Raw genomic sequence first — 23,809 nt, 5'->3', positions numbered from 1 at the left:
CACGGAGACATGGTTACTCCGTTATGTCATCGGTAACCCGAGATCAAGGAGGACGGCGTGCGGCAGGAAGATGATGGAACGCGAACCGATTCGGAAACGGTTCCGGATTTGGCCCGGGAAACGACCGCGGCGTGGAAGGACGAGGAGGTGGAGTTCATTAAAATTTTTTTCACGGACCTGAACGGACGGCTTCGGACCTTGACCATCAATCCGGAGTTCATGGACCAGATCGTGGAAAAAGGTGTCGGCTTTGACGGCAGTTCCATTGCCGGAATCACCACGGTGGACGACAGCGACCGACTGTTGCTCCCTGTACCGGAGAGTTACCGCGTACTGGAGTTCAACAGTGAGCGGATCGGCTTCTGTATCGCCCGGATACTGAATTTGATGGGCGGGCGGTCTCTCTCCGATCCGCGGGCCGTCCTGGAGCGGACCCTGGAGCGGGCCATGGACGAATTCGGCGTGCGCTTTCAGGTGGCTCCGGAGTACGAGTTCTTTCTCCTCAAAAGCGACGACTTCACCAAAAACATTCATTCGGACAAGGCAGGCTATTTCCACTCCGATCCCCACGACAAGGGCGGCTTCGTGCGCAACCAGATCATCCGCACCCTTAAGCGCTGCGGCATCCGCCATGAAAAGACCCATCACGAGGTCACGGCCTCCCAGCACGAGATCAATCTGGAACACACGGACGCCCTGTCCGCCGCGGACAGGACCCTGCTCTTCAACTATGTCGCCGAACGGGTGGCCGCGGAAGAGGGCATGCACATGACGTTGATGCCCAAGCCCTTTGACGGCCAGAACCGCAGCGCTTTCCACCTGCATATCTCCATGTGGGATCAGAACGGAGTAAACCTGTTCCACGATGCCCAGGGCGAGCACCGGCTGAGCAGCCTTGCCCGGCAATTCATCTCCGGGATTCTGAAGTACGCCCGTCAGACGTCCATCATCATGGCTTCCACGTACAATTCCTACAAAGCCTATGTGGCCGAACGCGAAGCGCCCATGGTCGTGGGCTGGGGGATCAAGAACCGCAGCTCCATGGTCCGCCTGCCCCACTGCGCCAGCCCGGAAAGCACCCGCCTGGAACTGCGTAGTCCGGACCCGTCGGGCAACGTGTATCTCCAGATGGCGACTTTGATCGAAATGGGGTTACAGGGGCTCCGGGAAGGGGCAGAGTGCGGACCGCCGGACGTGGGCAGCGTTTATCGTGGTCTTTGGGATTGCCGGGTATGGGACGAACGCTTTCTGCCCCGGAGCATGTACGAGGCCTTGGTGGAGGCGGAGCGCAGCGAATTCTTGCGCAACCTTCTGGGCGAGAGCATCTACAAGCACTATATGTGCTTGAAAATCGCCAGTTGGGAAGAGCACCGCACCCACGTCACGCCGCGGGAGCTGGGGAATTACTTGAGCTGTTAAACGAGAAAGCCAAGGGCCCGGAGGAAGCCTCCGGGCCCTTGGCCGGAAACGGAATGAGCGTAGTGGCTATTCCGGGATATTCGGCCACTGGGTGGTTTTGCCCTGGTAGTTGCGCAGGGTGTATTCCTTTTCGTCCTTCCCCTGAATGTAATAGTCGGGCATCAGCGGTATTTTGCCGATATTCGTGGCGATGACGTACATGGGCTGGGCCAGGCCGGTGGTGTGGCCGCGGATGGCGTCCCGGATCAGTTCAGCGCCTTTTTCCACCGGGGTTCGGAAGTGGTCGATGCCCGGCGCGGGCTCGCAATAAAAGACGTAGTAAGGCCGGATACGCACGGTCAGCAACTTTTGATGCAGTTCGCGGAAAGTGGCCGGATCGTCGTTGATCCCCTTGAGCAGCACCGCCTGGTTGCCCACATTCACCCCGCAGGTGAGCAGGTCGTAAACGGCCTGTGCGGTTTGCTCGGTGATTTCCTTGGGGTGGTTGCACTGGGTGTTGATCCAGATGGGCACCCGATGGCGGCCGGCGAGGACCTTCTTCAGCCCCTCGGTGACCCGTTGCGGCAGGACGATGGGGGTCCGCGTTCCGAAGCGGATCATCTGCAAGTGCGGCATTTCGCGAAGCTTGCGGATCAAGTAGTCTAGTTTCTCATCTGAAAACAGGAAAGGATCTCCCCCGGTGATCAACACGTCCCGCACTTCCGGGTGCTCCCGAATCCACGTCAACCCCTCCTCGACGTCGAAGCGCAGTTGCAGGTCCCGGTCCACGACCAGCTCCTTGCGGAAGCAATGTCGGCAATAGATGGCACAGGCATCGGAAACGGTGAAAGCGACCCGATCCACGTATTGTCTGGCGATGCAGTCCGGCCGAACTTCCGAAGTGTCCCTGTTTTCCTTCCAGATCAAATAATTGGGAACGCCGTAAGTGTTCTCCCGTTCCTGGATGCTGGGTACCACCTGTCTGCGGATCGGACAGTCGGGGTCGTCCCGGTCCATCAATGCGGCGAAGTAGGGGGTGGTTCCCCAGCGGGTCGGCATTTCCGTGATGGCCCGTTCTTCCCGATCCGTGACGGTGATGTAGTTCTTGAGTTTGTCCAACGTGTTGACGTGATTTCGCATCTGTTCCTGCCACAAATCCATGATGAACCTCCGATCGATGCTCATTTTTCCGCGTACCCGGTCGCTGGAGCGTTCGGGTCCGGGATGCAAAGCCCTCGTTGTGCCGAAAAAACGATGCGGCATCAAGGGGTTTTCATTTTTCGGTCAAAAGTCGGTCAAAAGCAGCTCAAAAAAGGACTGAAGCGCTCCGCTCGCCCCAGACTCACGCTCTCACCTGAAAAACGATCCTTCCTGGATGAGAAAAGCGCTTGCGTGAGCAGAGTTGCTGGAAACGGCTTCACAAAAAACGGGGGCAGAAGCTGTAGACAGCTTCTGCCCCCGTTGATTCCACGATGGAGGACGCGACGTTGACTGCTGCTAGGCGAGGACTCGGGCGTCGTCGGTCAGGTAGGTCATGAATCGAGTCGGAGGGGCCAGCAAACCGTCGATCCAACGCTCTGGCCAGGCCCGTTCTCCATGCATGGCCCCTAACAGGGCACCGAGCACGGCACCCCGGTAGCAGTTGTCGCCGCCAAGATTGGTGTTCACGATCAGGGCCTGCTCCGGATCATCCTGATATTTCCAAGCCAGATAAAACGCCAGCGGAAGGGATTGCTGGACGTAACAGGCCGTGCTGAAGACATTGAGGGCCACGTCCACATCGTCGCGATCCGCCAGGTCTTCAAAGGAATGGTCGGTGAAAAAGCGCGACTTCTCCGGAAGTTCCTGTTCCAGGGCTTGGCGGATGTCCATGCCGTCCAGAACGGATTGCAGGGTCAGGCTGAAAGCAGAGAAGGCGTCGCTCATGAGCGGGCCGGGGTGGGTCAATTCCAGGTGACGTTGGCCGAGCAGGAGGCCCCTGTTCGGCTGGTCGTGGAAGAAAAGCAGGATCGGAACCGGCAGACACAGTCCGCCGATGTGTTTCTCTTCCGGCGCGGCCGCCGTCATGCCTTTCCTGCGCAAGACCCAGGCCTTGAAAAACTCCCGGTGAGACTCTTCAATATAGGTATCGTGATGTTTGCCGGGGGTGGTCATGAACGCGACATATTTGGCGAGATAGCGGTCAGGATCGTAGCCTTCGGACTCCAAGAGGTGCTCCATGAGCAACCGGCTCAGCTTGATGTTCAGGGTGTTTTCACCGGCCTGCAGGAATTGATGATAATGTACGCCCCGTTCGCCCCAGAACATGGCTTGATTGTGCAGGATGTCCGCCTCCGGACCGGCCGGGCGGTAGCGGGAGCGCCAGAGAATGCTGTCCGGATGGGGGTTGCGGGGTTGCTGGTAGTCCCGGACGAGGCCGTAGTCCTTGTGCAAGGAAAGCCGATCATAATACCAGTGCACGGGCATGGCCAGGGCGTCCGCGATCAGAAATCCATAGAGCGCCCCGGAGAGGCGGGAGCTGATTTCCGGTGTATGTTTGAGCATGGCTGCATCCTTGTTTGAAGGGTGACGGGCGACTTCTTCCGTTCAGTAATAAGTCTTCATCAGCCATGGTCAATTGTCCATGATGGCGATTGCGAGGAACTTTCGAGCATCCCCTGAGCGGTTCGCTTCCTTCAAACAAAACGGCCCGGCGGATATCCGCCGGGCCGTTCTCAAAATCCAATATGTAAGCCGATGCAACACGTTCAGCGGGTCACACCGCGACGGTGTCGGTCTCCCGTTCGGCCTCCAGGTCCACGTCCGCGATCTTGGACAGGCCCAGCAGGATCGGGCTGGCGATGAAGATGGAGGAGAAGGTCCCCACGGCGATGCCTATGAGCAGGGCCAGGGCGAAGTCGTGGATGACGCCGCCGCCAAGCAATACCAGGCAGAGCACGACCATCAGGGTGGTTCCGGAGGTGAGGATGGTCCGGCTCAGAGTCTGATTGATGCTCAGGTTGATCACCTTGGGCAGGGTCATGTCCACCTTGTCGCGGATATTCTCCCGGATGCGATCGTAGACGATGATCGTATCGTTGAGGGAATAGCCGATGATGGTCAAAAAGGCGGCGATGATGGCCAGGTCCAGATCCTTGTTCAGCAGGGAAAACATTCCCAGGGTGATGAACACGTCGTGGACCAGGGCGACCACCGCTCCCAGGGCGTAGGAGAGCTTGAGCTTCCAGCACAGGCCGATGGTGATCAGTAGCGCAGCTACCACCAGCAGTTCCATGGGCAGGCCAAGCCAGCGCAGGGCCGCGATACCCCCGGTCAGGCCGGCGGCCATGATCACGGCTGGGAACCAGCGTTGTTCGAATCTGCCTGAGATGTAGATCGCTATCAGCAAAATGGCGTAGAACAGCGCTTCCATGGCCTGGGCGCGGAGATCAGCGCCAACTCGTGGGCCGACCATTTCCAGGCGCTGGATGTCGAATCCGACGCCAGCCAAATTCTGATCCAGACTGTTTTGGATATCCCGGCGGACCTCGTCGGAAACAAGATCCGAGGACGAGGTCCGCACGAGGAACTCATTGTCCTGGGCCGTGCCGAAGCGCTGTACCCCAAGACCGGGGAGGTCGGCATCCCGGAGGGCCTGCTGGACGCGGCTCAGCTCCACCGGTTGGTCGAACTTAATCTGAATGATCATGCCGCCGGAAAAGTCGATACCTAGTTGGGGCCCGCCCTTGACGACCAGGGAAAGGAGGCCGGCCAGAATCAGCAAGCCGGATATGAGGAAGGCCCCATACCGCATTTTCAAAAAGTTGATCCGGGTGTCCGGACGAATGATTTGCAGTCCCATGCTGTCACCTGTTCCTTATATGCTCAACGGCGTACCGGGCTTGCGCCATTTCAGCCAGAAATCGAAGAATATCCGCGAGACGAAAATCGCGGTGAACATGGACGCCAAAATACCCAGGGACAAGGTCACGGCAAAGCCCCGGATCGGCCCGGTGCCGAACTGATACAGGACGATGGCCGCGATGATGGTGGTGATGTTGGCGTCCAGAATGGCCTTCAGCGCACGGCTGTAGCCTTCGTCGATGGCAATGGCAGGGGTAAGACCGCGTCGTATTTCTTCCCGAATGCGCTCGAAGATCAGCACGTTGGCGTCCACGGCAATACCGATGGTCAGGATGATGCCCGCGATGCCGGGCAGGGTCAGGGTGGCCCCGAAAGCCGCCAACCCGGCCATGACCAGCAAAATGTTCAAACACAGGACCGCGTTGGCTACGATTCCGGACATGCTGTAATAGACAAGCATGAAAACAAGGATCAGCGCCCCGCCGATCAGGGCCGCTTGCAGGCCGCGCTCAATGGATTCCCGACCCAGGGAGGGGCCTACGGTGCGCTCTTCCATGATGTGCACCGGGGCGGGCAGTGCCCCGGCCCGGAGCACCAGCGCCAGGTCAGTGGCTTCCTCGGTGGTGAAGCGCCCGGTAATGCTGGCCCGCCCTCCGGCGATGCGCTCCTGGATCACCGGCGCGGAATGGACGTTGCCGTCCAGGACGATGGCCAGCCGTCGGCCGGTGTTCTCTCCGGTGATCCGTTCGAACAGCCTGGATCCGCGCGCATTGAAGTTCAGCCCGACGTAAGCCTGGTTGAACTGATCGAAGCTGACCCGGGCATCGGTGATGAATTCCCCGGTCATCAGGGTGTCCCGCTTGATGACGATGGGGGTTTGGGAAACCGAGCCGTCCGGGTTGCGGGTGTGCATGGAGGCCAGTTCCGCATCCGGGGGCAAAATGCCGCGCAAGGCGCGGTCGATGTCCGCCTGGTCGTCCACCAGCTTAAATTCCAGATGGGCGGTTTGTCCGATGATGGCCACGGCCCGTTCCGGATCCTGAAGGCCGGGCAGTTGAACCTGGATACGTCCGTCTGCTTGGCGGCGGATGTCCGGTTCGGCCACGCCGAACTGGTCGATGCGGTTACGGATGGTCTTGATGGCCTGCTCCACGAGCAGATCCTCGACATGGGCCCGGTATTGCTGGGTCATGCCCACGGCATAGCGAATCTGCCCCGCTTCCTGTGTTTCCTTGGAGAGGATCTGCAGGTTGTCGAAGCGGTTGCGGAGCATCCGCTCCAGGTCATCCTGTTGTGCGCCGCGGGCCAGCGTGAATTCCAGTTTCACGTCGTTCACCACTTGCGGCCGGAGGATGAAAATGCCTTCATCCTGGGCCTCGGAGCGGATGTCCTGGCCGAATTGGGCCATGGTGTTGGCCACGCCCCTGGGAATGTCGACGCCCAACGTCAAATGCATCCCGCCCCGCAGGTCCAGACCGAGCCGGATCTCGCTTTCCGGCAGGACTTTCCCCAAGAACGTACCCTGGAGGTTGGTCAGGGCGGGCAAAGCATACAGGCCGCCCAACAAAAGGCCGATCACGGCCAGGACGATCCGTATTCGCAAGCTCATCTTCATGGCTGTTCCTCAGAGTGGTTCCAAGCAGGCAGGCGAGCGTTCCCGGCGCGGAAAGCGCACGGAATGGTCCGGCGCGTCGCCGCGGAGACGCTCTCTACGAGTTGTAGGGAAGTGTTATTTGGGGTCCCGACTGACCGGTTTGACGTCCGTCTCGGCGAGGCCGGCGATGTAGTTGCGGTTGGCCTGGATCTTGACGTTGTCGGCGATTTCAAGGGTCAGCATGTCGTCATTGATGGAGTGGATGCGTCCGTAAAGACCTCCGGCGGTCAGGACGCGGTCGCCTTTCTTGAGGTTGGTGAGGACTTCGCGGTGCTGCTTGGCTTTTTTCTGTTGGGGACGGATAAGCAGAAAGTAAAAGATCGCGAACATGACGATCAACGGAACGAACGCGGTGATCGGATTGCCCTGGGCTTCGGCCCCGGAGGTTCCCATGGCGTAGGCCAAGCTTGGTTCAAAAATCATCGTGCACTCCTTAAGGTTCTTGTGTGGATAAAATTCGCTTCCGTGTTTTCCAGCGAAGCTTTTTTTCGCGCGTATCGGACGTTGATATCAGTCGCTGAATTGGTCTGCCGCGTGCCTGAAAGGGCAAATCCCTACATGACATCATGGCGGATGTACAGGGCTTTTGTATCGCGTGGAAACACGGCACCTCCGAAGATGAGCGGACCGATCCTGAACGCGAGCGCGCTCCAGTGATTTTTACTACAATTATGGAAAGACATCTCGGCGTCTTTTTTCGTCACTCCGGGATGCGCTTGAGGAAATTTCTCGGGTTCGCGTCGCGTTTGCGATCCCAGAGCGCTTCATCGAGACAAAAGGTTTTCAGGTACCATCCTTGATTTCCGCGACCCAAAGAGACAGGGGAAAATACAAAAACGTCATGCTGTGCCCCTGGATGGCCAAAAAACATCTTTGAATTAACAAAAATGTTGCACACGGAACACGATCAATCGCGAGCGCAAAGAATATTTCATTATATTCCAGCAAAATAACATCCTTGGTCCGCGCTTTGCTTTGCTTCCGAACATGATGAATTCAGTGGCTGTTTACGGAGTTTGCTCTTTGCATGTGTCATGCGGTTTTTGTAAATCTTTATCATACGTAAGGGAGGCACTTGATTATGAAATGGATCACAGCAGTCATCAAGCCGTTCAAGCTGGACGATGTCCGGACCGCGCTCATGGAAATCGGCGTTCAGGGATTGACCGTGACCGAGGTTAAAGGGTTCGGGCGACAGAAGGGGCACACGGAAGTGTATCGCGGGGCGGAGTATGTCGTGGACTTCCGGCCAAAGCTCAAATTGGAAGCGGCGATTGCCGACGATCAGGTGGACAAGGTGATTCAGACCATTCAGAAAGCCGCCCATACCGGAAAGATCGGCGACGGAAAGGTTTTTGTCTTTGACCTGGAAAAATGCCTTCGGATCCGGACCGGGGAAACCGGAACGGAAGCCCTGTAATCAGTAGAAGCGGGAATCGATTCGTCGCTACGTAACGCTCTTTCTCAAAATGGAGGGAATATACCGTGGAAATGTTGCTTGAAGTCAGTTACGCTCTGGATACCTTCTATTTCCTGATGTCCGGGATGCTGGTCATGTGGATGGCCGCCGGGTTCACCATGCTGGAGTCCGGGCTGGTCCGCTCCAAAAACACCGTGGAAATCTTGACCAAAAATATCGGCCTCTACTCCATCGCCTGCATCATGTACATGCTTGTGGGCTACAACATCATGTATGGAGACTCTTCCAGTTCGATCATCCCCGGCTTGAGTTTTCTGGTTGGCGGAGACAATTCCGTCGCCGATGTCGTCGCTGGTGGCGAGGACGCCCCATACTATTCGAACATCGCCGACTTTTTCTTTCAGGTCGTCTTCGTGGCCACGGCCATGTCGATCATTTCCGGCGCCGTGGCCGAGCGGATGAAGCTCTGGTCGTTCTTCGTCTTCGCCGTGGTCCTGACGGGCTTCATCTATCCCATCCAGGGGTACTGGAGTTGGGGTGGTGGTTTTCTCGACGGGCTGGGATACTCGGATTACGCCGGATCAGGCATTGTGCATATGGCCGGTGCGAGCGCCGCCTTGGCCGCGGTCCTGCTGCTCGGGGCCCGTAAGGGGAAATACGGTCCGGACGGGCAGATCAACCCGATCCCCGGCGCGAACATGCCTTTGGCGACCTTGGGGACGTTCATCCTCTGGATGGGGTGGTTCGGGTTCAACGGCGGTTCCGAGTTGAAGGTGTCCGACGTGGAGTCGGCCAATGCCGTGGCCATGGTCTTCGCGAATACAAATTTGGCCGCCGCTGCTGGGGTCATCGCCGGACTCATCACTGCACGGGCGCTTTTCGGTAAAGCGGACCTGACCATGGGACTGAACGGAGCCCTGGCCGGTCTGGTGGCCATCACCGCGGGGCCGGACACGCCCTCCATGCTCCTGGCGACCATTATCGGCGCTGTCGGCGGCGTCATCGTCGTCTTCTCCATCGTCGCCTTGGACAAATTGCGCATCGACGATCCGGTGGGCGCGATTTCCGTACACGGCGTGGTCGGCATCTGGGGGCTGCTCGCGGTGCTTCTGTCCAACGAGGACGCGACCCTGGTGGGCCAGTTGGCCGGCATCGTGTGCATCTTCGGGTTCGTTTTCGTCACCAGCTTGATCCTCTGGATGATCCTGAAGGCGACCATGGGGATCCGCGTGGACGAGGAAATGGAATATCAGGGCATGGACCTGGCCGAATGCGGTCTCGAAGCCTACCCGGAGTTCACCGGATCGGGGGGCTCCCGAAAGTAACCTCCAAGCTTTTCAACCTCCTCGAAAAAACGGACGGGCGGCAAAGGTGCCGCCCGTCCGTTTTCTATTTTCAGTCCCCTCAAGGCGTCTTACAAAAACTCTTCACGTTCCTTGAACACCTCGCGAAGTTTGCTTAGTTCGGCTTCATCCCGGGTATGTGAATGCTCCTGAGCCCGCGTCAGATGAAACTGGTATTGCCGTTTGTCTCTGGAATAGAGAGCGGCATAGGCGAGATGGAGATGCGCGGAAAAAAGACGCCCTTCCTGTCCAAGGACTCTGCCCAACAAGGCATGAACCGCGGACTGCTCGGGAAGCTGAGCCAGGATGCGTTCCAAAAGAGGAATGGCTTCGGTGGGTTGGCCAAGGGCGATTCGCGCTCTGGCGTAATGATAGAGCGCCATTTGGTCCTTGGGGTTGCGCAGAACCGCATCCTGGAGGTGGCGAACCGCGACGTCGAAATCCCCCTGGCGCAGAAAAAAGTCACCTGCCTCCCGCAGGACCAGGGAGTCTCCGGAAGCACAGGCCAAGGCCTGTTCAAAAGCGGATCGAGCTTCAAGGATTTGGTTGCCCCGATCCAGAGCAATGGCTTTTCCGAGGGTGTTCAGGCAGGGATCAAGCCTGTCCTCATGAAAAAAGGCCAAGGCTTTGTCCGGTTCCGTATAGCGGGCCATGACCAGCATCCGGGCCCGCTGGTAGGCGGTGTTGCGCTCCTGGCGGTTCCGGACTTCCGGGGGCATTCTGTCCACGCGATCCTTGAGATAGGAAATCCGCTCTTCAACTCCAGGGTGGGTGCTCAGATACAAAGGGAACGAGCCGCCGAGCCAGCGCAGCTTCCGGATGGTTTCAAAGGATTGGACCATGCCTTGTGGTGGAAATCCGGCGGCCACGAGATAGTTCATCCCAACCTGGTCGGCTTCCCTTTCATCCTCTCGACTGTAGGCGAGCATGGCACTGTGCCCAGCGGCCACCGACCCGTAAACCATGGCGGACTGGGCGTCTCCTCCCAGAAAAACTCCGGCAAGAATTCCGAGCAAGGACGCAAGATTGACGAGTTGGGCCTTTTCAATGCGGCTGGCGATGTGGCGTTGGGAAACGTGGGCCAGTTCGTGGGCCACGACCCCGGCGAACTCCGATTCATTGTCCAGGTGTTGCAAAAGGCCTGTATGGACGAAGATGTGGCCCCCGGGCCCGGCAAAGGCGTTGAGCGCACCATGCCGGATCACCCCGACCTGAATGGGGAACGGCTGTGGCGGCATATGGACCCGTAACTGCTCCACGACGCTTTCGACATAGGTGAGGACTTCCGGATCCTCGACCAGGGGCATGCGGGACCTGATCAGAATGTTGAATTTACGGCCCAGTTCGATTTCATCGGAGATGGTAAACCGGCCCAGGGACAATTGGGCGGAAGCCGTTGGGGGCCGTATCGCGGAAAAGGCCAGCGCCAGCAGGACGACGATTCCGAGGAATGCGACATAGAAAGGCTCGAGCCGACGGATTGTTCTCGGAAACGGCCGAATTGCCGGGCGTCGGGTTTGGGCCGATCGGAGTCGAGGGGAGAGCAACGGAGGCATCCTCCGAATATAGTCATGAAAAGGCAGCGTGCAAGACGACCGGCGTCGCCCTTGGCGATGTTTCGCCGGAACTTCGCTGAGGACTATTTGTTCATCATGTCCAAAAACTCGCGGTTGCCTTTGCTGCCGCGCATCTTGCCCAGCAGAAAGTCCATGGAATCGTGGGTATTCATGGGAGAAAGCACCTTGCGCAAAATCCAGACGCGATTCAGGACGTCCTCGCTGAGCAGGAGTTCCTCCTTGCGGGTCCCGGAGCGGTTGATGTCGATGGCCGGAAACATGCGTTTGTCGGCCAGATGCCTGTCCAGATAGATCTCCATGTTACCGGTTCCCTTGAACTCCTCGAAGATGACCTCGTCCATGCGCGACCCGGTGTCGATCAATGCCGTGGCAATGATGCTCAGGCTTCCGCCTTGCTCAATGTTTCGCGCCGCGCCGAAAAATCGTTTCGGGCGCTGGAGGGCGTTGGCGTCCAGGCCGCCGGACAGGACGCGACCGGAAGAGGGGGTGACCGTGTTGTACGCGCGTCCCAGGCGGGTGATGCTGTCGAGGAGAATCACGACGTCGTACTTGCGTTCCACCAAGCGCTTGGCTTTTTCCAGAACCATTTCGGCAACCTGCACATGCCTGGTCGGGGGCTCGTCGAAGGTGGAGCTGACGACCTCCGCGTTGACGGTCCGCGCCATGTCCGTGACCTCTTCCGGACGTTCGTCGATCAACAGCACGATCAGGTAGATGTCCGGATGGTTGGTGCTGATGGAGTTGGCGATGGTTTGCAGCAGAACGGTTTTCCCGGTTCGCGGCGGCGCGACGATCAGTCCGCGTTGTCCCATGCCGATGGGCGTGAGCAGATCAATGATCCGCGAAGCGTAGTTTTCCTTGCCGTTTTCGATGACAAAGCGCTTGTCCGGGTAAATGGGAGTCAAGTTGTCGAACAGGACCAGTTGCTTGGACTTTTCCGGTGGGGCGAAGCCGATTTCCTTGACCTTGAGCAAGGCGAAATATCGCTCGCCGTCTTTGGGGGGGCGGATTTGTCCGGAGATGACGTCGCCGGTACGCAAACCGAATCGTCGAATTTGGGATGGAGATATGTAGATGTCGTCCGGCCCGGGCATGTAGCTGTACATCTGCGAACGAAGAAAGCCGAACCCGTCGGGAAGGATCTCCAATACGCCTTCTCCGAATATGGAGCCGTTTTGTGATGAGCAGGCTTGCAGAAGCGCGAAAATAAGCTCCTGTTTCCGCAAGTTGCTCGGGTTCTCCACCTTGAACTGGTTCGCCAGTTCAGTCAACTCATACATGGACTTGGTTTTCAATTCGGACAAGTTCATAATTCGTACCTTCGCTCTAATCTCCCGCAAGAAGTTTCAGTAAAACGGCATTGCTGATCTATTCAAAAGAAGAACAAAAATATGATTGGACATGGAATGAGTCATGTCGCAACACGATTGAAGAACCGATGTTAAATCAAAACACCGGAAAAAAGAAATGGCCTAAAACAAGGAAGAGTGGTGTGTCGAAAATAGGCAACGTTATGTGATATGCAAAAAAGCGGATATGCTACGCTAGTATAGTAAGTCGTGTGAAATCGACGTTTGACGTCGCACGGCGTCCCGGAATATTGCGCCGGAGAAACTAAGTATGAAGATGGTCATGCGTGGATGGAAGATGGCCTTATATGGAAAAAGAAATTTTGACAAGCGGTCGGTGCAATAGAGAAGCGATGAGTCAAATTTGCGTGGATGGAATGGAATGAAAATGAAAAACCGAGACAGTTCGACACCAATGACGCGTTCTTTTTAACCTACCGAACAACAGCTCGATTTGGCAAGATTTTTTCGAAGCTCCAGCGAGGTGCTTTGCTTGGTGGAAAGAAATCGCTGCTTTAGATTGTTGCTGATGATCAAGACCCCGCTCATGCCGGGATCAGGCCGGGAAATTCAGTCTTCGTGAGGAAAAACGGCCTTGGCCGTAAGTCGAGTCGAAGAGCAAGCCGACGAGGTCTCACTTTTCCTCCTGCTCCGGCTCGGTGCTTTGATCTTCTTCAGCGGGCTTGAGAATGTCTTCAAAAAAAGAATAGATTTTGGTACGGATGTCGGCCGGAGTGCTGTCCAGACAAAAAGCCAGTTCCGTGGTAATTAAATGCAAAGCTTGTTCCAGTAGGCGTCGCTCTCCGAAGGACAGCTCCTTGTCCTTGCCGATCAGGATCAGTTCCTTGAGGACATAGGCAACATCCCGGAGGTTTTCACTTTTAAGTTTTTCCGAGTATTCGCGGTATCTTCGGTTCCAGTTTTGACCCGTGTATCCGGTAAAGTCGGATCGGTCCCGGATATATCCCAACATATCTTCGCCCTGTTCGCTGGTGCATAAGGCGCGAAGGCCGACGTTCACGGCGTTGTGCACGGGAACCATGACCATGACATTGTTGTTCAAGATACGAATAATGTACAGGTTCGTCGGACAACCACCGATTTCCTGACTTTCGATTTTCTCGATTTTTCCAACACCTTGTGCCGGGTAAACTACCAAGTCGTTAACCGAGAACACGTTCACCACTCCTGATATGAGGTACTGATCGAGCATAATCCCCTAATGACTTTTTTCACAATATCCTGAAGTCGACGAAGAGTCTATAATTTTCTCTCATGAGAAATCAAAGGAGGGTCGGTCGGTTTGGCTCGAAGCTCGGCTTTCCGTTGACTGCCGTGTAATTCTTGCATTCCCGCGGCCAACCCCTTGGTGCAAAACATCGTGACCGCCGTGACCGCCGTGGTCAGTGTCCCGGAAAGGGCGGCCAGCCCTTCTCCGTGAAAGGGGCGCAAGACATAACCCGCCGGATCATGACCGGACGGAGGACGGCCTATGCCGACGCGCAGCCTGGGGAAAGCGTTTGTTCCCAAGGATTGAACGATGGACAGTATCCCCTTGTGCCCGGCGGCGCCTCCTCCCATTTTGAAGCGCAGGACGCCGGGAGGGAGGTCAAGTTCATCATGAACCACGAGGATTTGCTCCGCGGGGATGCGGTACCATCGGGCCAGCGGTCCAACGGCGTCTCCGCTGCGATTCATGTAGGTCAAGGGTTTGACGGCCAACCAGGTTGAGCCGTTGCTCTCTCCTCGATGGAGTTCACACTTTCCCACTGGAGCCTTTACGGCTTGCCAAACGTTTGGAGAAGCGGAAAAAAGAGCATCCAGGGCCAAAAAACCCATGTTGTGCGGAGTGCGCTCGTATTCCGGGCCGGGATTGCCCAGACCAACAATGAGCCCGCGAAAGCCTCGGCTTTGCATGTGGAGCTAAGGAAAAAGAAGAAAGGAGTTCGAGCGGCGTTACCCGGGGGTGCCGCGGAGCCATACGAAATTCGTACGCCGTGACGATGAATTGCCGGGAAAGCGGAGGGCGGCGACGCCCGGAGAGAAAAAATCTCCGCCTTGGCCAAAGGTTTAAGAAGTTCGGCCAAGGCGGGAGAATGATTACTCGCCCTTTTCCGCTTCCCCTTCCTCGGTCTCGGAATCGCCGGCCGAGGGGCTGACGACGCCGACCACCGCGAAGTTGTCTTCAAATACGAACTCCACGTTATCGGGGAGCTTCAGGTCCTGAACATGCACGTTGTGGTTGATCTCCAACGCCGTGACGTCGATGACGATTTTCTTCGGAATGGACATAGGCAGACCGACGACCTCAAGTTCGTCCCGAAAAATTTCCAGCATGCCGCCGAGCACGACGCCTTTGGGCTTGCCGGTGACTTCAACGGGGATGTAGACATTGATCTTCTTGGTCAAGTCCACTCCGAAAAAATCGACATGGGTGATGGCACCCTTGACGGGATGGTACTGAATATCACGGATGATCGCCGGGTGTCGCTGGGCTTCACCGTCTTGTTTGATTTCCAGTTGAAAGACCTGCGAGAGCCCGACCTTGTTGTACAGTTTTTGAAGCGGTGTCCGCTCAGCGGAAAAAAGCACGTTCGCTCCTTGGGCATTGTAAAAAATGCCCGGGACAGAAGCCTTGTTGCGCAGCCTGCGACATTGCCCCGTACCGGTTTCAGAGCGGACATCGACGCTAAGGGTTGATTGATTGGACATGCCTGTATCTCCTTAAGGGAATTGATTAGACAAAGAGGACGCTGACCGAGGATTCGGTGTGGATGTTGTGCACCGCCTTGGCCAGAATGCTGGCCACGGACAGCGCATGGATCTTGTCGCAGGCTAGGGCCTCGCTTTTCAAGGGAATCGTGTCCGTAACGTAAACTTGGTTGAAGGCCGAATCCTGCAAGCGCTTCACGGCGGGACCGGAAAGAACGCCATGCGTGGCGCAAGCCACGACGCTTTTTGCCCCCTTGTCCATGAGCACTTTGGCTGCCTGGACCATGGTCCCGGCGGTGTCGATCATGTCGTCGAGCACCACCGCGACCTTGTTTTCCACGTCGCCGATGACGTTCATGGCTTCAGCCTGATTGGGGCAGACCCGGCGTTTATCGATGATGGCCAAGCTCGCGCAAAGGCGTTTGGCATAGGCTCGGGCCCGCTCCGTACCGCCGGCATCGGGTGAAACGATAACCAAGTCTTCGGGAACGTCGGTCAATTTCTTGATATTGTCGAGCAGAATCGGGGCCGCGTAGAGATTGTCCACGGGAATGTTGAAAAAACCCTGAATCTGTCCGGCATGAAGATCAATGGTCAACAGGCGATGCACACCGGCGACGGTCAGAAAGTCGGCCACGAGCTTCGCGCTGATAGGCGCACGGGGGACCACCTTGCGATCTTGCCGGGCGTAGCCGTAATACGGAATCACGGCGGTGACCCGCTTGGCACTGGCTCGCTTCAGAGCGTCCAGCACAAGGCACAGTTCCATCAGGTTGTAGTTGACGGGGGCACAGGTGGGCTGCACGACGAAGACATCGTCTCCGCGGACATTGTCGCCGATCTCGACTCGAATCTCTCCGTCGCTGAATGTTTCAACCAGGCAAGGCGTCAATCTGGTACCCAGGTGATCGCAGATGGCCTTGGCCAGGGGGGGGTTCGCGGAACCGGAGAGGATTTTCAGTTCGCCATGGAGAGCCATGAAGAGATTCCTTGAATTAAATGGCTGGGGTGGGAGGATTCGAACCTCCGAGTGCGGATTCCAAAGACCCGTGCCTTACCGCTTGGCGACACCCCAATTGATCAATTTGCCGAGTTTCGAGGGCTAGAGAGGATAGACGTACGTAGGAATGTCCCACTCCCGGACGCGGCCGGCCGCTTTCTCCGCTTGGGCGGATGCGCGGAACACGGCGAACAAGCTTGCTCCACTTCCACTCATGACCGCGCCGCCGGCGCCGCAGGACAAAAGCATTTCTTTAACGAGCCGCAATCGTGGATGCGCCGCGAACACCGGCAACTCAAAGCTGTTGCGAAAGACGGAAATTGGCAAAGCGGGGAACATATCCTGAGCGATTTGCGGTGTCAAGGGAAAGGGGGGCGATGTTTTTTCCAGGCACGTCTCGTCCCAGGCCTTGTAGGCCCAGGCTGTGGAAACATGGACCCGGGGGCAGGCCAATACCACGGTCAGCCCGTCAAAAGGAAGGCAAACCGGAGTCAAGCGATCGCCTCGTCCGGTGGCCCATGCCGGGCGGTTAAGCAAAAAAAACGGGACATCCGCTCCAAGATTGCCCGCCAAGGAAATGAGGTCGGCGTCATTCAAGCGCAAAGCACCGGCTCTGTCGTTCAGGAATTTCAGGAAGGCCGCCGCGTCGCTGCTGCCGCCCCCGAGTCCGGCACCCATGGGGATGTCTTTTTGCAGGTGAACGTTCACGTCCGGTCGAAAACCCGTCGTTCTACCGAAATACTCATAGCACCTGGCGAGGATGTTCTCTTCGTGAGGCACCGCATCCTCGGAGCAGGTCAGCGTCAGTCCGGTACCGGAGGCGCTGGGGGTGACGGTCAAAACGTCGTGCGGGGTCGGCAGCGGCAGGAACAGCGTCGCCAAGTCGTGGTATCCATCGTCTCGAAGCCCGAGGATTTCCAAAAAAATATTGACTTTGCAGCCCGCGAGCAGTTTCGTCGGCAAAAAATGAGGCGTGGACATGATCGTTGCCGCATAGTCGATCCACGGAGAAATCACAATAAAAAAAGGGCGGCGTTTCGAAGCGCCGCCCTTTTGAGGTTGCTTGAAGCGAGAGAGTCTATTCCAGGGGAATGGTCCGGAAGATGGTTTGGGCCTGTCGGCGGATAAGCAGCATGACCACGCCCTTTTCCGTGGCGTCTTCACGCAGGACCCGTTGAAAGTCGTCTACGGAGTTGACGGGCTGTTGGTTAGCTTCCATGACGATGTCGCCGGCGCGAACATCGGCTCGGGCGGCTTCGGATTCGACCTCCACGGCGGTGACCAGCAGGCCTTGCGGACGGGTCATGCCCATGGCCCTGGCTTCACGCTCGTCGATGGGGCGCAAGGAGACCCCCAGGGATGTTTCCTGGTCCTCCGCCCTGGGGGACGGCGCACCGCGTTGGGCCAGACGCTCCGCATCCCTGGTGCCCAGGGTGACAGTAAAGGACTGCTTTTCGCCTTGGCGCATCACCTCGACCTTGACCGATTCACCGGGAGTCTGCTGGGCCACGACCCGCAAAAGAGAGCCGGAGTCCACCACTGCCTGTCCGTTGATGGAAACCACCACGTCCCCGGAGCGCAGTCCCGCCTTGGCGGCGGGTTCGTCCGGGATCACCTCGGCGATCAATGCGCCTCGGGTGGACGTCAGACCCAGAGCTCTGGCCGAGTTATCGTCTAGATCCTGAATGGTCACGCCCAACCATCCACGCTGAACCATCTTGTTTTCCTGCAACTGGGCGATGATTCCGCGGGCCATGGTGCTGGGGATGGCGAAGCCGATGCCCTGCCCCGAGGCGACGATGGCCGTGTTGATTCCGATCACCCGCCCCTGCATGTCCAGCAACGGACCGCCGCTGTTGCCGGGGTTGATGGAGGCGTCGGTCTGGATAAAGTCGTCGTAGGGACCGGAGCCGATGATTCGGCCCTTGGCGCTGACGATCCCGGCGGTCACCGTATGGGCCAAGCCGAAAGGGTTTCCGATGGCCACGACCCACTGACCGACCTTGGCCTGGTCCGAATCTCCGAACTCCAATACGGGCAAGGGCCGATCCGCCTCAATCTTCAGCAGGGCCAAGTCCGTTTCCGCGTCTCGCCCGACGACCTCGGCTTGGTAGGAGGTGTCGTTATCCAGCAAGTTGACAGTGATCTCCGAGGCGTCGCGGATCACATGATTGTTGGTCACGATGAAGCCGTCTGCAGAGATGATGAAGCCGGAACCCAGCGACTGAGAACGCCTGGTCGGAGCCTGATCACCGAAAAACCTCTCGAATTGCTCAAAAAAATCATCAAAAGGTCCTCCTCGACGCTGAAACGGAGAGAAAAATTGTCGCAAACTGTCATCTCCGGAAACAATGCGCACGGAACTGATGTTCACCACCGCCGGAGCTGATTTTTCGGCCAAGTCGGTGAATTCGGGGAGCCGGGCGTGAGCGGGTGAGCAAAAGAGCAGGAACAGCAGTAAAAGGGGAAAAACTTTCCTAGGGAACATAAAAAACCTCCAGAACGCGAAATTACCGGCATGGAGATGAGTGAGAAGAATGTTCGTCTCCATGCCGGGGGCAATTAAATGGAATATGGCCGGAGCGGGCTAACTTCACCGCTCCGGTCAAACAGGCTTAGGGTTGAATGTAGGTAAGAGTCCTTGACACGTTGTCAACCCTGGCGGTCACGGTTGCGGTATCGCCCGGGTTCAAATTGGTGACTCCGGCCTCAGCGATTCCGTTTACATTGGTAGTACCTGTAGCAGCGATGGTTCCTTCGCTGATTCCGAAGTTGACTTCAACATTTGGTACAGGACGACCCGCAGCGTCCTGCACAGTTGCTCGAACTTGCGTACTGAACTGCTCAAGCCTGATGCTGCTGATGCGTGGTCTTTCAGGATCATCAAAGGTTACATTGAGGGTTGTTGTCACACCCTCAGAGGTTGCGGTGATCCTGGCGGACGTTGTTCCAGGCGGTGCAGACCAGGTCGCTGTAGTCATGCCGTTGGCGTCGGTAGCATCAGGAGCTGTAAGCTCACCGATATTCGTGCTGAAGTTGACGACCTTTCCAGGAAGAGGCTGGTTGCCAACGCCCAGGACTGTAGCTCGGATAATATTGTTTCCGAAAGCTTCAAGCCTGATGGAGTGCACTCTTGGGATGTCGGCGTCGTATTGTACGGTAATGGATTCGGTCACTCCCTCGGAGGTAGCGGTGATCCTGGCGGACGTTGTTCCAGGCGGTGCAGACCAGGTCACTGTAGTCATGCCGTTGGCGTCGGTAGCTCCAGGAGTTGTAAGCTCACCGATATTCGTGCTGAAGTTGACGACCTTTCCAGGAAGAGGCTGGTTGCCAACGCCCAGGACTGTAGCTCGGATAATATTGTTTCCGAGAGCTTCAAGCCTGATGGAGCGCACATCCTCGTCAGGACCCCGGCCCCCAACTTGAATGGAGACAGAAATCCCACCGGCTGTGGCCCAGACTCTGGCACCTTGGTTATGAGGCAAGCCGGATAGAATGGTTTCCGTTTGGCCAGCTTCGTTTGTAGTTGGAGCCGCCGACAGGCTGCCGTTGTTGGTGCTGAAATTCACATTGACTCCAACAAGAGGCATTCCGCTGGTGTCAGTTACTGTGGCCCTGATCCGCCATGCAGCAGATGGTCCTACGCCAACACCAGAATCGCTGAATGCTTCGAGGCGAATATTTCCGACGATGTTAACTGCACCAACGTAAATGGTCACTGTCGCCCGTGCTCCGCTTTCAAAAGAGGCCTCTACAATATCCACACCGTCTTTTGGACCTGCGATGAAATATGCCTTGGCTAGACCACTCCCGTCCAGTCTGTCGTTAATAACGTCCAGTGTGGCGCCAGATTCATTATGGCGCAAAGAAAATGCGACTTTTTCTCCGAGAGTGTTGCCGGTCACGCTGGTCTGAGCACTGGCGACAAGAATTGTACGCGCTCCTTTCGAGAGATTGTAATTCCCGTCTTCGGACGTCAAGGAAGCTGAAGTAACCGTACTCCCTCCGCCGCAGGAAATCAGAAGCAGGGTGACGAAAACGAGAAAGTACCCGCGGAATGAACGTAAAATCATGATTGTGCCTCTCGAAGGTTATTGTCAGACATATGGTGAATGGGTTACAGGGTTACTAAGTTAAGAGAAAATTTGCCCCGCGGCAAGCGACTCGCTCATTTTGCCAATTATATCGAGAGTGAATTGCCAACATCTTCAAGGAGATCATGTTCGTGAGAATTCACCATATTCTTGTCATGGTTGCCGTGACCGGCCTTCTCCTCTCCTGTTCCCAAAGCGTCCATGACGACTCGCCCCTGAACGATGTTCCTGGTGTGAACGAATCGGAGATTTTGATCGGCTCGTCGTTGGCGCTCAGCGGGCATGCCGGTTTTTTGGGAACACAGACCCTGAACGGGGCGTTGTCCTACATCAATCATGTCAACGAGCAGGGCGGGGTGCATGGACGCAAGATTCGGGTGATCGCCTATGATGACGGATATGATCCGCCAAGATGCCTTGCGAACACGCAGAAGCTGATCGTTGACGACCAAGTTTTCGCGCTCTTCAGTTACGTCGGCACTCCGACCACTGTCAAGATTCTCCCATTGATCGAGCAAGCTCAAATACCCCTCCTGGGAATCTTCAGCGGGGCGAACGCGTTTCGGGAACCGTTCAATCGGAATATCGTAAATATTCGGGCCTCGTACTATCAAGAAACTCAGGAAGTCGTTCGCCATTTTGTCGAAGACCTCGGCCTGACCAGAATCGCCGTATTTTATCAATATGACGCGTATGGTTTCGATGGATTGAAAGGAACCGAGCTGGCCCTGCGGGCGTATGATTTGGCGCCGGTGGCCAGGGGCAGTTACACCCGCGGCACCCAGGACATTGATGAGGGCTTGGAGGCCATCATGGAATCCCAGGCCGAGGCCGTGATCATGGTCGGAACCTACGACGCCTGCGCGAAGTTCATCAAGCAGGCCCGTTCTCGCGGGTTCTCTCCACTATTTCACAACGTTTCGTTCGTGGGATCCGAGGAATTGGCCCGCATCCTGGGCAAGGACGGAGACGGGGTCATCATCTCTCAGGTGGTTCCTCCTCCGGACTCGCTGGAATCGCAAGCCTTGCTGTGGGGCGTGGTGGAGTATCTGGAGCGGCATAAACGTGCCTTTCCGGAGGATCAGCCCAACCTTGTGGCCCTGGAAGGCTACATCAACGCCAAGGTCTTGGTGGAGGGGCTGCGACGGGCTGGACGCAACCTGAGCAGGGCGCGCTTCATCGACGCCATTCAATCCATCCAGAACTATTCCCTGGGCATCGCCAACACCCTGTCTTTCGGGCCGACGAACCATCAAGGGTTGGAGCGGGTTTACTTCACGATCATCCAGAATGGACGGCTGGTGATCTTGACCGATTGGAACCGGCTCACGGCGGAAGTGCGGCATGATCCGTCGGCGACTTGTTCGGAATAGACCTCATGCCGGATACGAAACGGTTCGGATCGACCCCGAGGAGCATGATGAGTTCCTTGCGAGAAGCCAGCCTCAAGAACAAGATATTTTTCTCCACCCTGGCCATGGTGTTGGTCATCAGCGCGGCCATCGCCCTGTTGGCGAGGTGGATTCTGATCTCCAGCCTGGTCAATGAACTGACCGGTCGCGGCATCGCCATCGCTCAAAGCATTGCGGACCAGGGCCGCGGCTACGTGTTGACCCGGGACCACCCGAATCTGGTCAGTCTGATCTTTGACGCGGCCCAACTCGGCGAGCGGCGGATGCTCGTGGAATACATCTTTATCCTGGACGATGAGCGAAACGTCCTGTCGCATACCTTCATCCGTCCGTTTCCGGAACCGTTGATTTCCGCCAACCCCATTCCAGCGGACAAGCAGTACAGCGTGACCAAGTTGATCATCGACGACGCCTCGGTCTACGACATCGCCGTGCCGATTTGGGAAGGCATCTACCCCATCGGCACCGTTCACGTCGGTTTGAAGCAAAAACACATCGACCAGTTAATCGGCAAGTTGCGCATTACATTCCTTGGCTTTATATGCGCAATTTTCCTTATTATTTTTCTTGTCAGCCATAAACTCTCCAAGTACGTGACCAGATCGTTGACCCAGTTGACCAAACTGGCCGACGAGATCACCCGGGGCAACCTGGACATGAAACCCTTGGGACTGGAGGATGCGGACAAGGAGGAGCACTGTCCGGCCTACTACAACATGGACCTGCCCTGTTGGTACGTGGACAAGACCCTGGGCCGGGTCAGCCCCGACTACACCCCGGAGAAACCCGCCTACTGCACGGATTGCGTGGTCAAAAAGAAAAAGTCCGGCGACGAGGTGGAACAGCTGGCGGATTCCTTCAAGCACATGGTTCGCAGCATCAAGCTCTACCGCAACCGAGTCCGGGAGTCCGAGGAAAAATACCGCTCCCTCTTCCGAAGCGGTCCGGCCCCGATTTTCGTGCTCAGCACCCGCACATTCCGAATTTTGGACGCCAACCCCAGCGCCTTGAGCACGTACGACTATTCCAAGGAGGAGATGCTGAAGACGTCGTTTCTGGAGCTGGCGCCGGAGTTCAAGAATCGGTTTACCGCCTATTTCCAGGACAATCCTGGCGCTGAAAGCTTCATCTATCCCAAGGCCATGCATTTCAAGAAAGGGGAAGTGCCCTTTTACGTGAACGTGGTGGCCTGCAAAACGCGCTACCTGGAACGCGACGCGATCATCGTATCCACCTCGGACATCACGGAAATGCTGGAAAAAGACGCCCAGTTGATCCAGGCCAGCAAAATGACCAGCCTGGGCCAGCTTTCCGCGGGGATCGCCCATGAACTGAATCAACCGTTGAACATGATCAAGATGGGCAGCGAATTCCTGGACATGGCGGTGAATGAGCAAATGCCGCTTTCCAACGAAAGTTTGTGCGAAATCAGCAATGAAATGAGCGCCCAAGTAGACCGGGCAACGGAGATCATCAATCATTTAAGGGAATTCGGTCGCAAGTCGGACTTCTCCAAGGAGCCCATCGACATCAACAAGCCGGTGCGCGGAGTGATGTCCATCATGGCCCATCAGTTGAGCCTGCAAAACATCGTTGTTACCCTCGACCTGGGCGAAAACCTTCCACCGGTGTCGGCTCATGTGAATCGTTTGGAACAGGTCTTGTTCAATCTGGTCACCAATGCCAGGGATGCGATTCAAAGCCGCTACAAGACCCTGGAAGAGGAAGGACGCCGGGAGATCGTGATCCGCTCCTTCCTGGATCAAGACCGGGTTTGCCTGACCGTGTCGGATACCGGGTGCGGAATGAGTCCGTCCGTGGCGGAAAAGATTTTCGATCCGTTTTTCACAACAAAACAGACGGGGATGGGCATGGGGCTTGGGCTGTCCATTTCTTACGGCATCATCAAGGATTATGATGGGACTATCGACATTAAGAGTGAGGAGGGTGAAGGTACGACCTTCGTGCTTTCGTTTCCCGTTACTCAGGAATGAATGGAGGCTGGCT

At 56.8% G+C, this 23,809-nt stretch carries 19 protein-coding genes and 1 tRNA gene; 5 read left to right on the top strand and 15 right to left on the bottom strand.

Annotation, left to right across the window (positions count from 1 at the left end):
- Positions 1-57 precede the first annotated feature (57 nt).
- On the top strand, positions 58-1,419 hold the full coding sequence (locus AC559A_RS03195; RefSeq protein WP_245590047.1) for a glutamine synthetase family protein: 1,362 nt from the start codon (positions 58-60) through the stop codon (positions 1,417-1,419).
- A gap of 66 nt (positions 1,420-1,485) precedes the next feature.
- Here the strand turns inward: AC559A_RS03195 and AC559A_RS03190 are convergent, their stop codons facing one another.
- From AC559A_RS03190 to yajC, 5 genes are all read right to left on the bottom strand, one after another.
- Positions 1,486-2,559 carry a KamA family radical SAM protein gene (locus AC559A_RS03190; protein WP_035263079.1) on the bottom strand — a complete coding sequence of 358 codons (1,074 nt, stop codon included), beginning with the start codon at positions 2,557-2,559 and terminating at the stop codon, positions 1,486-1,488.
- 336 nt (positions 2,560-2,895) lie between these two features.
- Positions 2,896-3,942 (bottom strand): ADP-ribosylglycohydrolase family protein, encoded by a 1,047-nt coding sequence (locus AC559A_RS03185; RefSeq protein WP_498816205.1) that lies wholly within the window; start codon positions 3,940-3,942, stop codon positions 2,896-2,898.
- 211 nt (positions 3,943-4,153) lie between these two features.
- On the bottom strand, positions 4,154-5,239 hold the full coding sequence (gene secF / locus AC559A_RS03180; RefSeq protein ID WP_498816203.1) for a protein translocase subunit SecF: 1,086 nt from the start codon (positions 5,237-5,239) through the stop codon (positions 4,154-4,156).
- Between the two features lie 15 nt (positions 5,240-5,254).
- The gene (gene secD / locus AC559A_RS03175) at positions 5,255-6,856 is read right to left on the bottom strand and encodes a protein translocase subunit SecD (RefSeq protein ID WP_028572505.1); all 1,602 of its coding nucleotides are present in this window, start codon (positions 6,854-6,856) and stop codon (positions 5,255-5,257) included.
- 114 nt (positions 6,857-6,970) lie between these two features.
- Positions 6,971-7,318, bottom strand: a complete 348-nt coding sequence (gene yajC, locus AC559A_RS03170) for a preprotein translocase subunit YajC (RefSeq protein ID WP_028572506.1) — start codon at positions 7,316-7,318, stop codon at positions 6,971-6,973.
- A 658-nt stretch (positions 7,319-7,976) separates the two neighbouring features.
- Between yajC and AC559A_RS03165 the strand changes: the two genes are divergently transcribed.
- Both AC559A_RS03165 and AC559A_RS03160 read left to right on the top strand, forming a co-directional pair.
- Positions 7,977-8,315 (top strand): P-II family nitrogen regulator, encoded by a 339-nt coding sequence (locus tag AC559A_RS03165; RefSeq protein WP_028572507.1) that lies wholly within the window; start codon positions 7,977-7,979, stop codon positions 8,313-8,315.
- A 71-nt stretch (positions 8,316-8,386) separates the two neighbouring features.
- Positions 8,387-9,640 carry an ammonium transporter gene (locus AC559A_RS03160; protein WP_035261734.1) on the top strand — a complete coding sequence of 418 codons (1,254 nt, stop codon included), beginning with the start codon at positions 8,387-8,389 and terminating at the stop codon, positions 9,638-9,640.
- Between the two features lie 89 nt (positions 9,641-9,729).
- Here AC559A_RS03160 and AC559A_RS03155 read toward each other — a convergent pair whose 3' ends face one another.
- The 10 genes from AC559A_RS03155 to AC559A_RS03110 form a co-directional block, all read right to left on the bottom strand.
- Positions 9,730-11,214: a beta-barrel assembly-enhancing protease gene (locus AC559A_RS03155; protein ID WP_498816202.1), complete on the bottom strand. Its 1,485-nt coding sequence runs from the start codon at positions 11,212-11,214 to the stop codon at positions 9,730-9,732.
- An 83-nt stretch (positions 11,215-11,297) separates the two neighbouring features.
- Complete coding sequence (gene rho / locus AC559A_RS03150) at positions 11,298-12,545, bottom strand: transcription termination factor Rho (RefSeq protein WP_028572509.1); 1,248 nt, start codon at positions 12,543-12,545, stop codon at positions 11,298-11,300.
- Between the two features lie 673 nt (positions 12,546-13,218).
- Positions 13,219-13,761 carry a CarD family transcriptional regulator gene (locus tag AC559A_RS03145; protein ID WP_028572510.1) on the bottom strand — a complete coding sequence of 181 codons (543 nt, stop codon included), beginning with the start codon at positions 13,759-13,761 and terminating at the stop codon, positions 13,219-13,221.
- Positions 13,762-13,844: 83 nt separating this feature from the next.
- On the bottom strand, positions 13,845-14,501 hold the full coding sequence (pth, locus tag AC559A_RS03140) for an aminoacyl-tRNA hydrolase (protein WP_498816200.1): 657 nt from the start codon (positions 14,499-14,501) through the stop codon (positions 13,845-13,847).
- A 183-nt stretch (positions 14,502-14,684) separates the two neighbouring features.
- Positions 14,685-15,296 carry a 50S ribosomal protein L25/general stress protein Ctc gene (locus AC559A_RS03135; protein ID WP_028572511.1) on the bottom strand — a complete coding sequence of 204 codons (612 nt, stop codon included), beginning with the start codon at positions 15,294-15,296 and terminating at the stop codon, positions 14,685-14,687.
- Positions 15,297-15,321: 25 nt separating this feature from the next.
- On the bottom strand, positions 15,322-16,275 hold the full coding sequence (locus AC559A_RS03130; RefSeq protein WP_028572512.1) for a ribose-phosphate pyrophosphokinase: 954 nt from the start codon (positions 16,273-16,275) through the stop codon (positions 15,322-15,324).
- A 21-nt stretch (positions 16,276-16,296) separates the two neighbouring features.
- Positions 16,297-16,371 (bottom strand) — tRNA-Gln (locus AC559A_RS03125).
- Between the two features lie 27 nt (positions 16,372-16,398).
- On the bottom strand, positions 16,399-17,277 hold the full coding sequence (gene ispE / locus AC559A_RS03120) for a 4-(cytidine 5'-diphospho)-2-C-methyl-D-erythritol kinase (RefSeq protein ID WP_028572513.1): 879 nt from the start codon (positions 17,275-17,277) through the stop codon (positions 16,399-16,401).
- Between the two features lie 97 nt (positions 17,278-17,374).
- Positions 17,375-18,784, bottom strand: coding sequence for a DegQ family serine endoprotease (locus AC559A_RS03115; protein WP_498816198.1), 1,410 nt, complete (start codon positions 18,782-18,784; stop codon positions 17,375-17,377).
- Between the two features lie 127 nt (positions 18,785-18,911).
- Positions 18,912-20,369 carry an Ig-like domain-containing protein gene (locus AC559A_RS03110; RefSeq protein ID WP_498816197.1) on the bottom strand — a complete coding sequence of 486 codons (1,458 nt, stop codon included), beginning with the start codon at positions 20,367-20,369 and terminating at the stop codon, positions 18,912-18,914.
- A 146-nt stretch (positions 20,370-20,515) separates the two neighbouring features.
- Between AC559A_RS03110 and AC559A_RS03105 the strand changes: the two genes are divergently transcribed.
- Together AC559A_RS03105 and AC559A_RS03100 are read left to right on the top strand one after the other, a co-directional pair.
- Complete coding sequence (locus tag AC559A_RS03105; RefSeq protein ID WP_028572516.1) at positions 20,516-21,763, top strand: ABC transporter substrate-binding protein; 1,248 nt, start codon at positions 20,516-20,518, stop codon at positions 21,761-21,763.
- 5 nt (positions 21,764-21,768) lie between these two features.
- Positions 21,769-23,796: an ATP-binding protein gene (locus tag AC559A_RS03100; RefSeq protein ID WP_337833224.1), complete on the top strand. Its 2,028-nt coding sequence runs from the start codon at positions 21,769-21,771 to the stop codon at positions 23,794-23,796.
- Positions 23,797-23,809 lie beyond the last annotated feature (13 nt).

The organism is Desulfonatronum zhilinae (genome assembly GCF_900182865.1).
Lineage (GTDB): Bacteria > Desulfobacterota > Desulfovibrionia > Desulfovibrionales > Desulfonatronaceae > Desulfonatronum > Desulfonatronum lacustre.
This window is presented reverse-complemented; position numbering and strand designations above follow the sequence as displayed.

Bases quoted from the DNA above. Each gene is read 5' to 3' on its own strand.
- AC559A_RS03115 (WP_498816198.1), bottom strand. From the start codon at position 18,784: ATGTTCCCTAGGAAAGTTTTTCCCCTTTTACTGCTGTTCCTGCTCTTT.
- AC559A_RS03190 (WP_035263079.1), bottom strand. From the start codon at position 2,559: ATGGATTTGTGGCAGGAACAGATGCGAAATCACGTCAACACGTTGGAC.
- secD (WP_028572505.1), bottom strand. From the start codon at position 6,856: ATGAAGATGAGCTTGCGAATACGGATCGTCCTGGCCGTGATCGGCCTT.
- AC559A_RS03105 (WP_028572516.1), top strand. From the start codon at position 20,516: ATGTTCGTGAGAATTCACCATATTCTTGTCATGGTTGCCGTGACCGGC.
- ispE (WP_028572513.1), bottom strand. From the start codon at position 17,277: ATGTCCACGCCTCATTTTTTGCCGACGAAACTGCTCGCGGGCTGCAAA.
- AC559A_RS03100 (WP_337833224.1), top strand. From the start codon at position 21,769: ATGCCGGATACGAAACGGTTCGGATCGACCCCGAGGAGCATGATGAGT.
- AC559A_RS03110 (WP_498816197.1), bottom strand. From the start codon at position 20,369: ATGATTTTACGTTCATTCCGCGGGTACTTTCTCGTTTTCGTCACCCTG.
- yajC (WP_028572506.1), bottom strand. From the start codon at position 7,318: ATGATTTTTGAACCAAGCTTGGCCTACGCCATGGGAACCTCCGGGGCC.
- AC559A_RS03165 (WP_028572507.1), top strand. From the start codon at position 7,977: ATGAAATGGATCACAGCAGTCATCAAGCCGTTCAAGCTGGACGATGTC.
- AC559A_RS03160 (WP_035261734.1), top strand. From the start codon at position 8,387: ATGTTGCTTGAAGTCAGTTACGCTCTGGATACCTTCTATTTCCTGATG.
- AC559A_RS03130 (WP_028572512.1), bottom strand. From the start codon at position 16,275: ATGGCTCTCCATGGCGAACTGAAAATCCTCTCCGGTTCCGCGAACCCC.
- pth (WP_498816200.1), bottom strand. From the start codon at position 14,501: ATGCAAAGCCGAGGCTTTCGCGGGCTCATTGTTGGTCTGGGCAATCCC.
- secF (WP_498816203.1), bottom strand. From the start codon at position 5,239: ATGGGACTGCAAATCATTCGTCCGGACACCCGGATCAACTTTTTGAAA.
- AC559A_RS03135 (WP_028572511.1), bottom strand. From the start codon at position 15,296: ATGTCCAATCAATCAACCCTTAGCGTCGATGTCCGCTCTGAAACCGGT.
- AC559A_RS03185 (WP_498816205.1), bottom strand. From the start codon at position 3,942: ATGCTCAAACATACACCGGAAATCAGCTCCCGCCTCTCCGGGGCGCTC.
- rho (WP_028572509.1), bottom strand. From the start codon at position 12,545: ATGAACTTGTCCGAATTGAAAACCAAGTCCATGTATGAGTTGACTGAA.
- AC559A_RS03155 (WP_498816202.1), bottom strand. From the start codon at position 11,214: ATGCCTCCGTTGCTCTCCCCTCGACTCCGATCGGCCCAAACCCGACGC.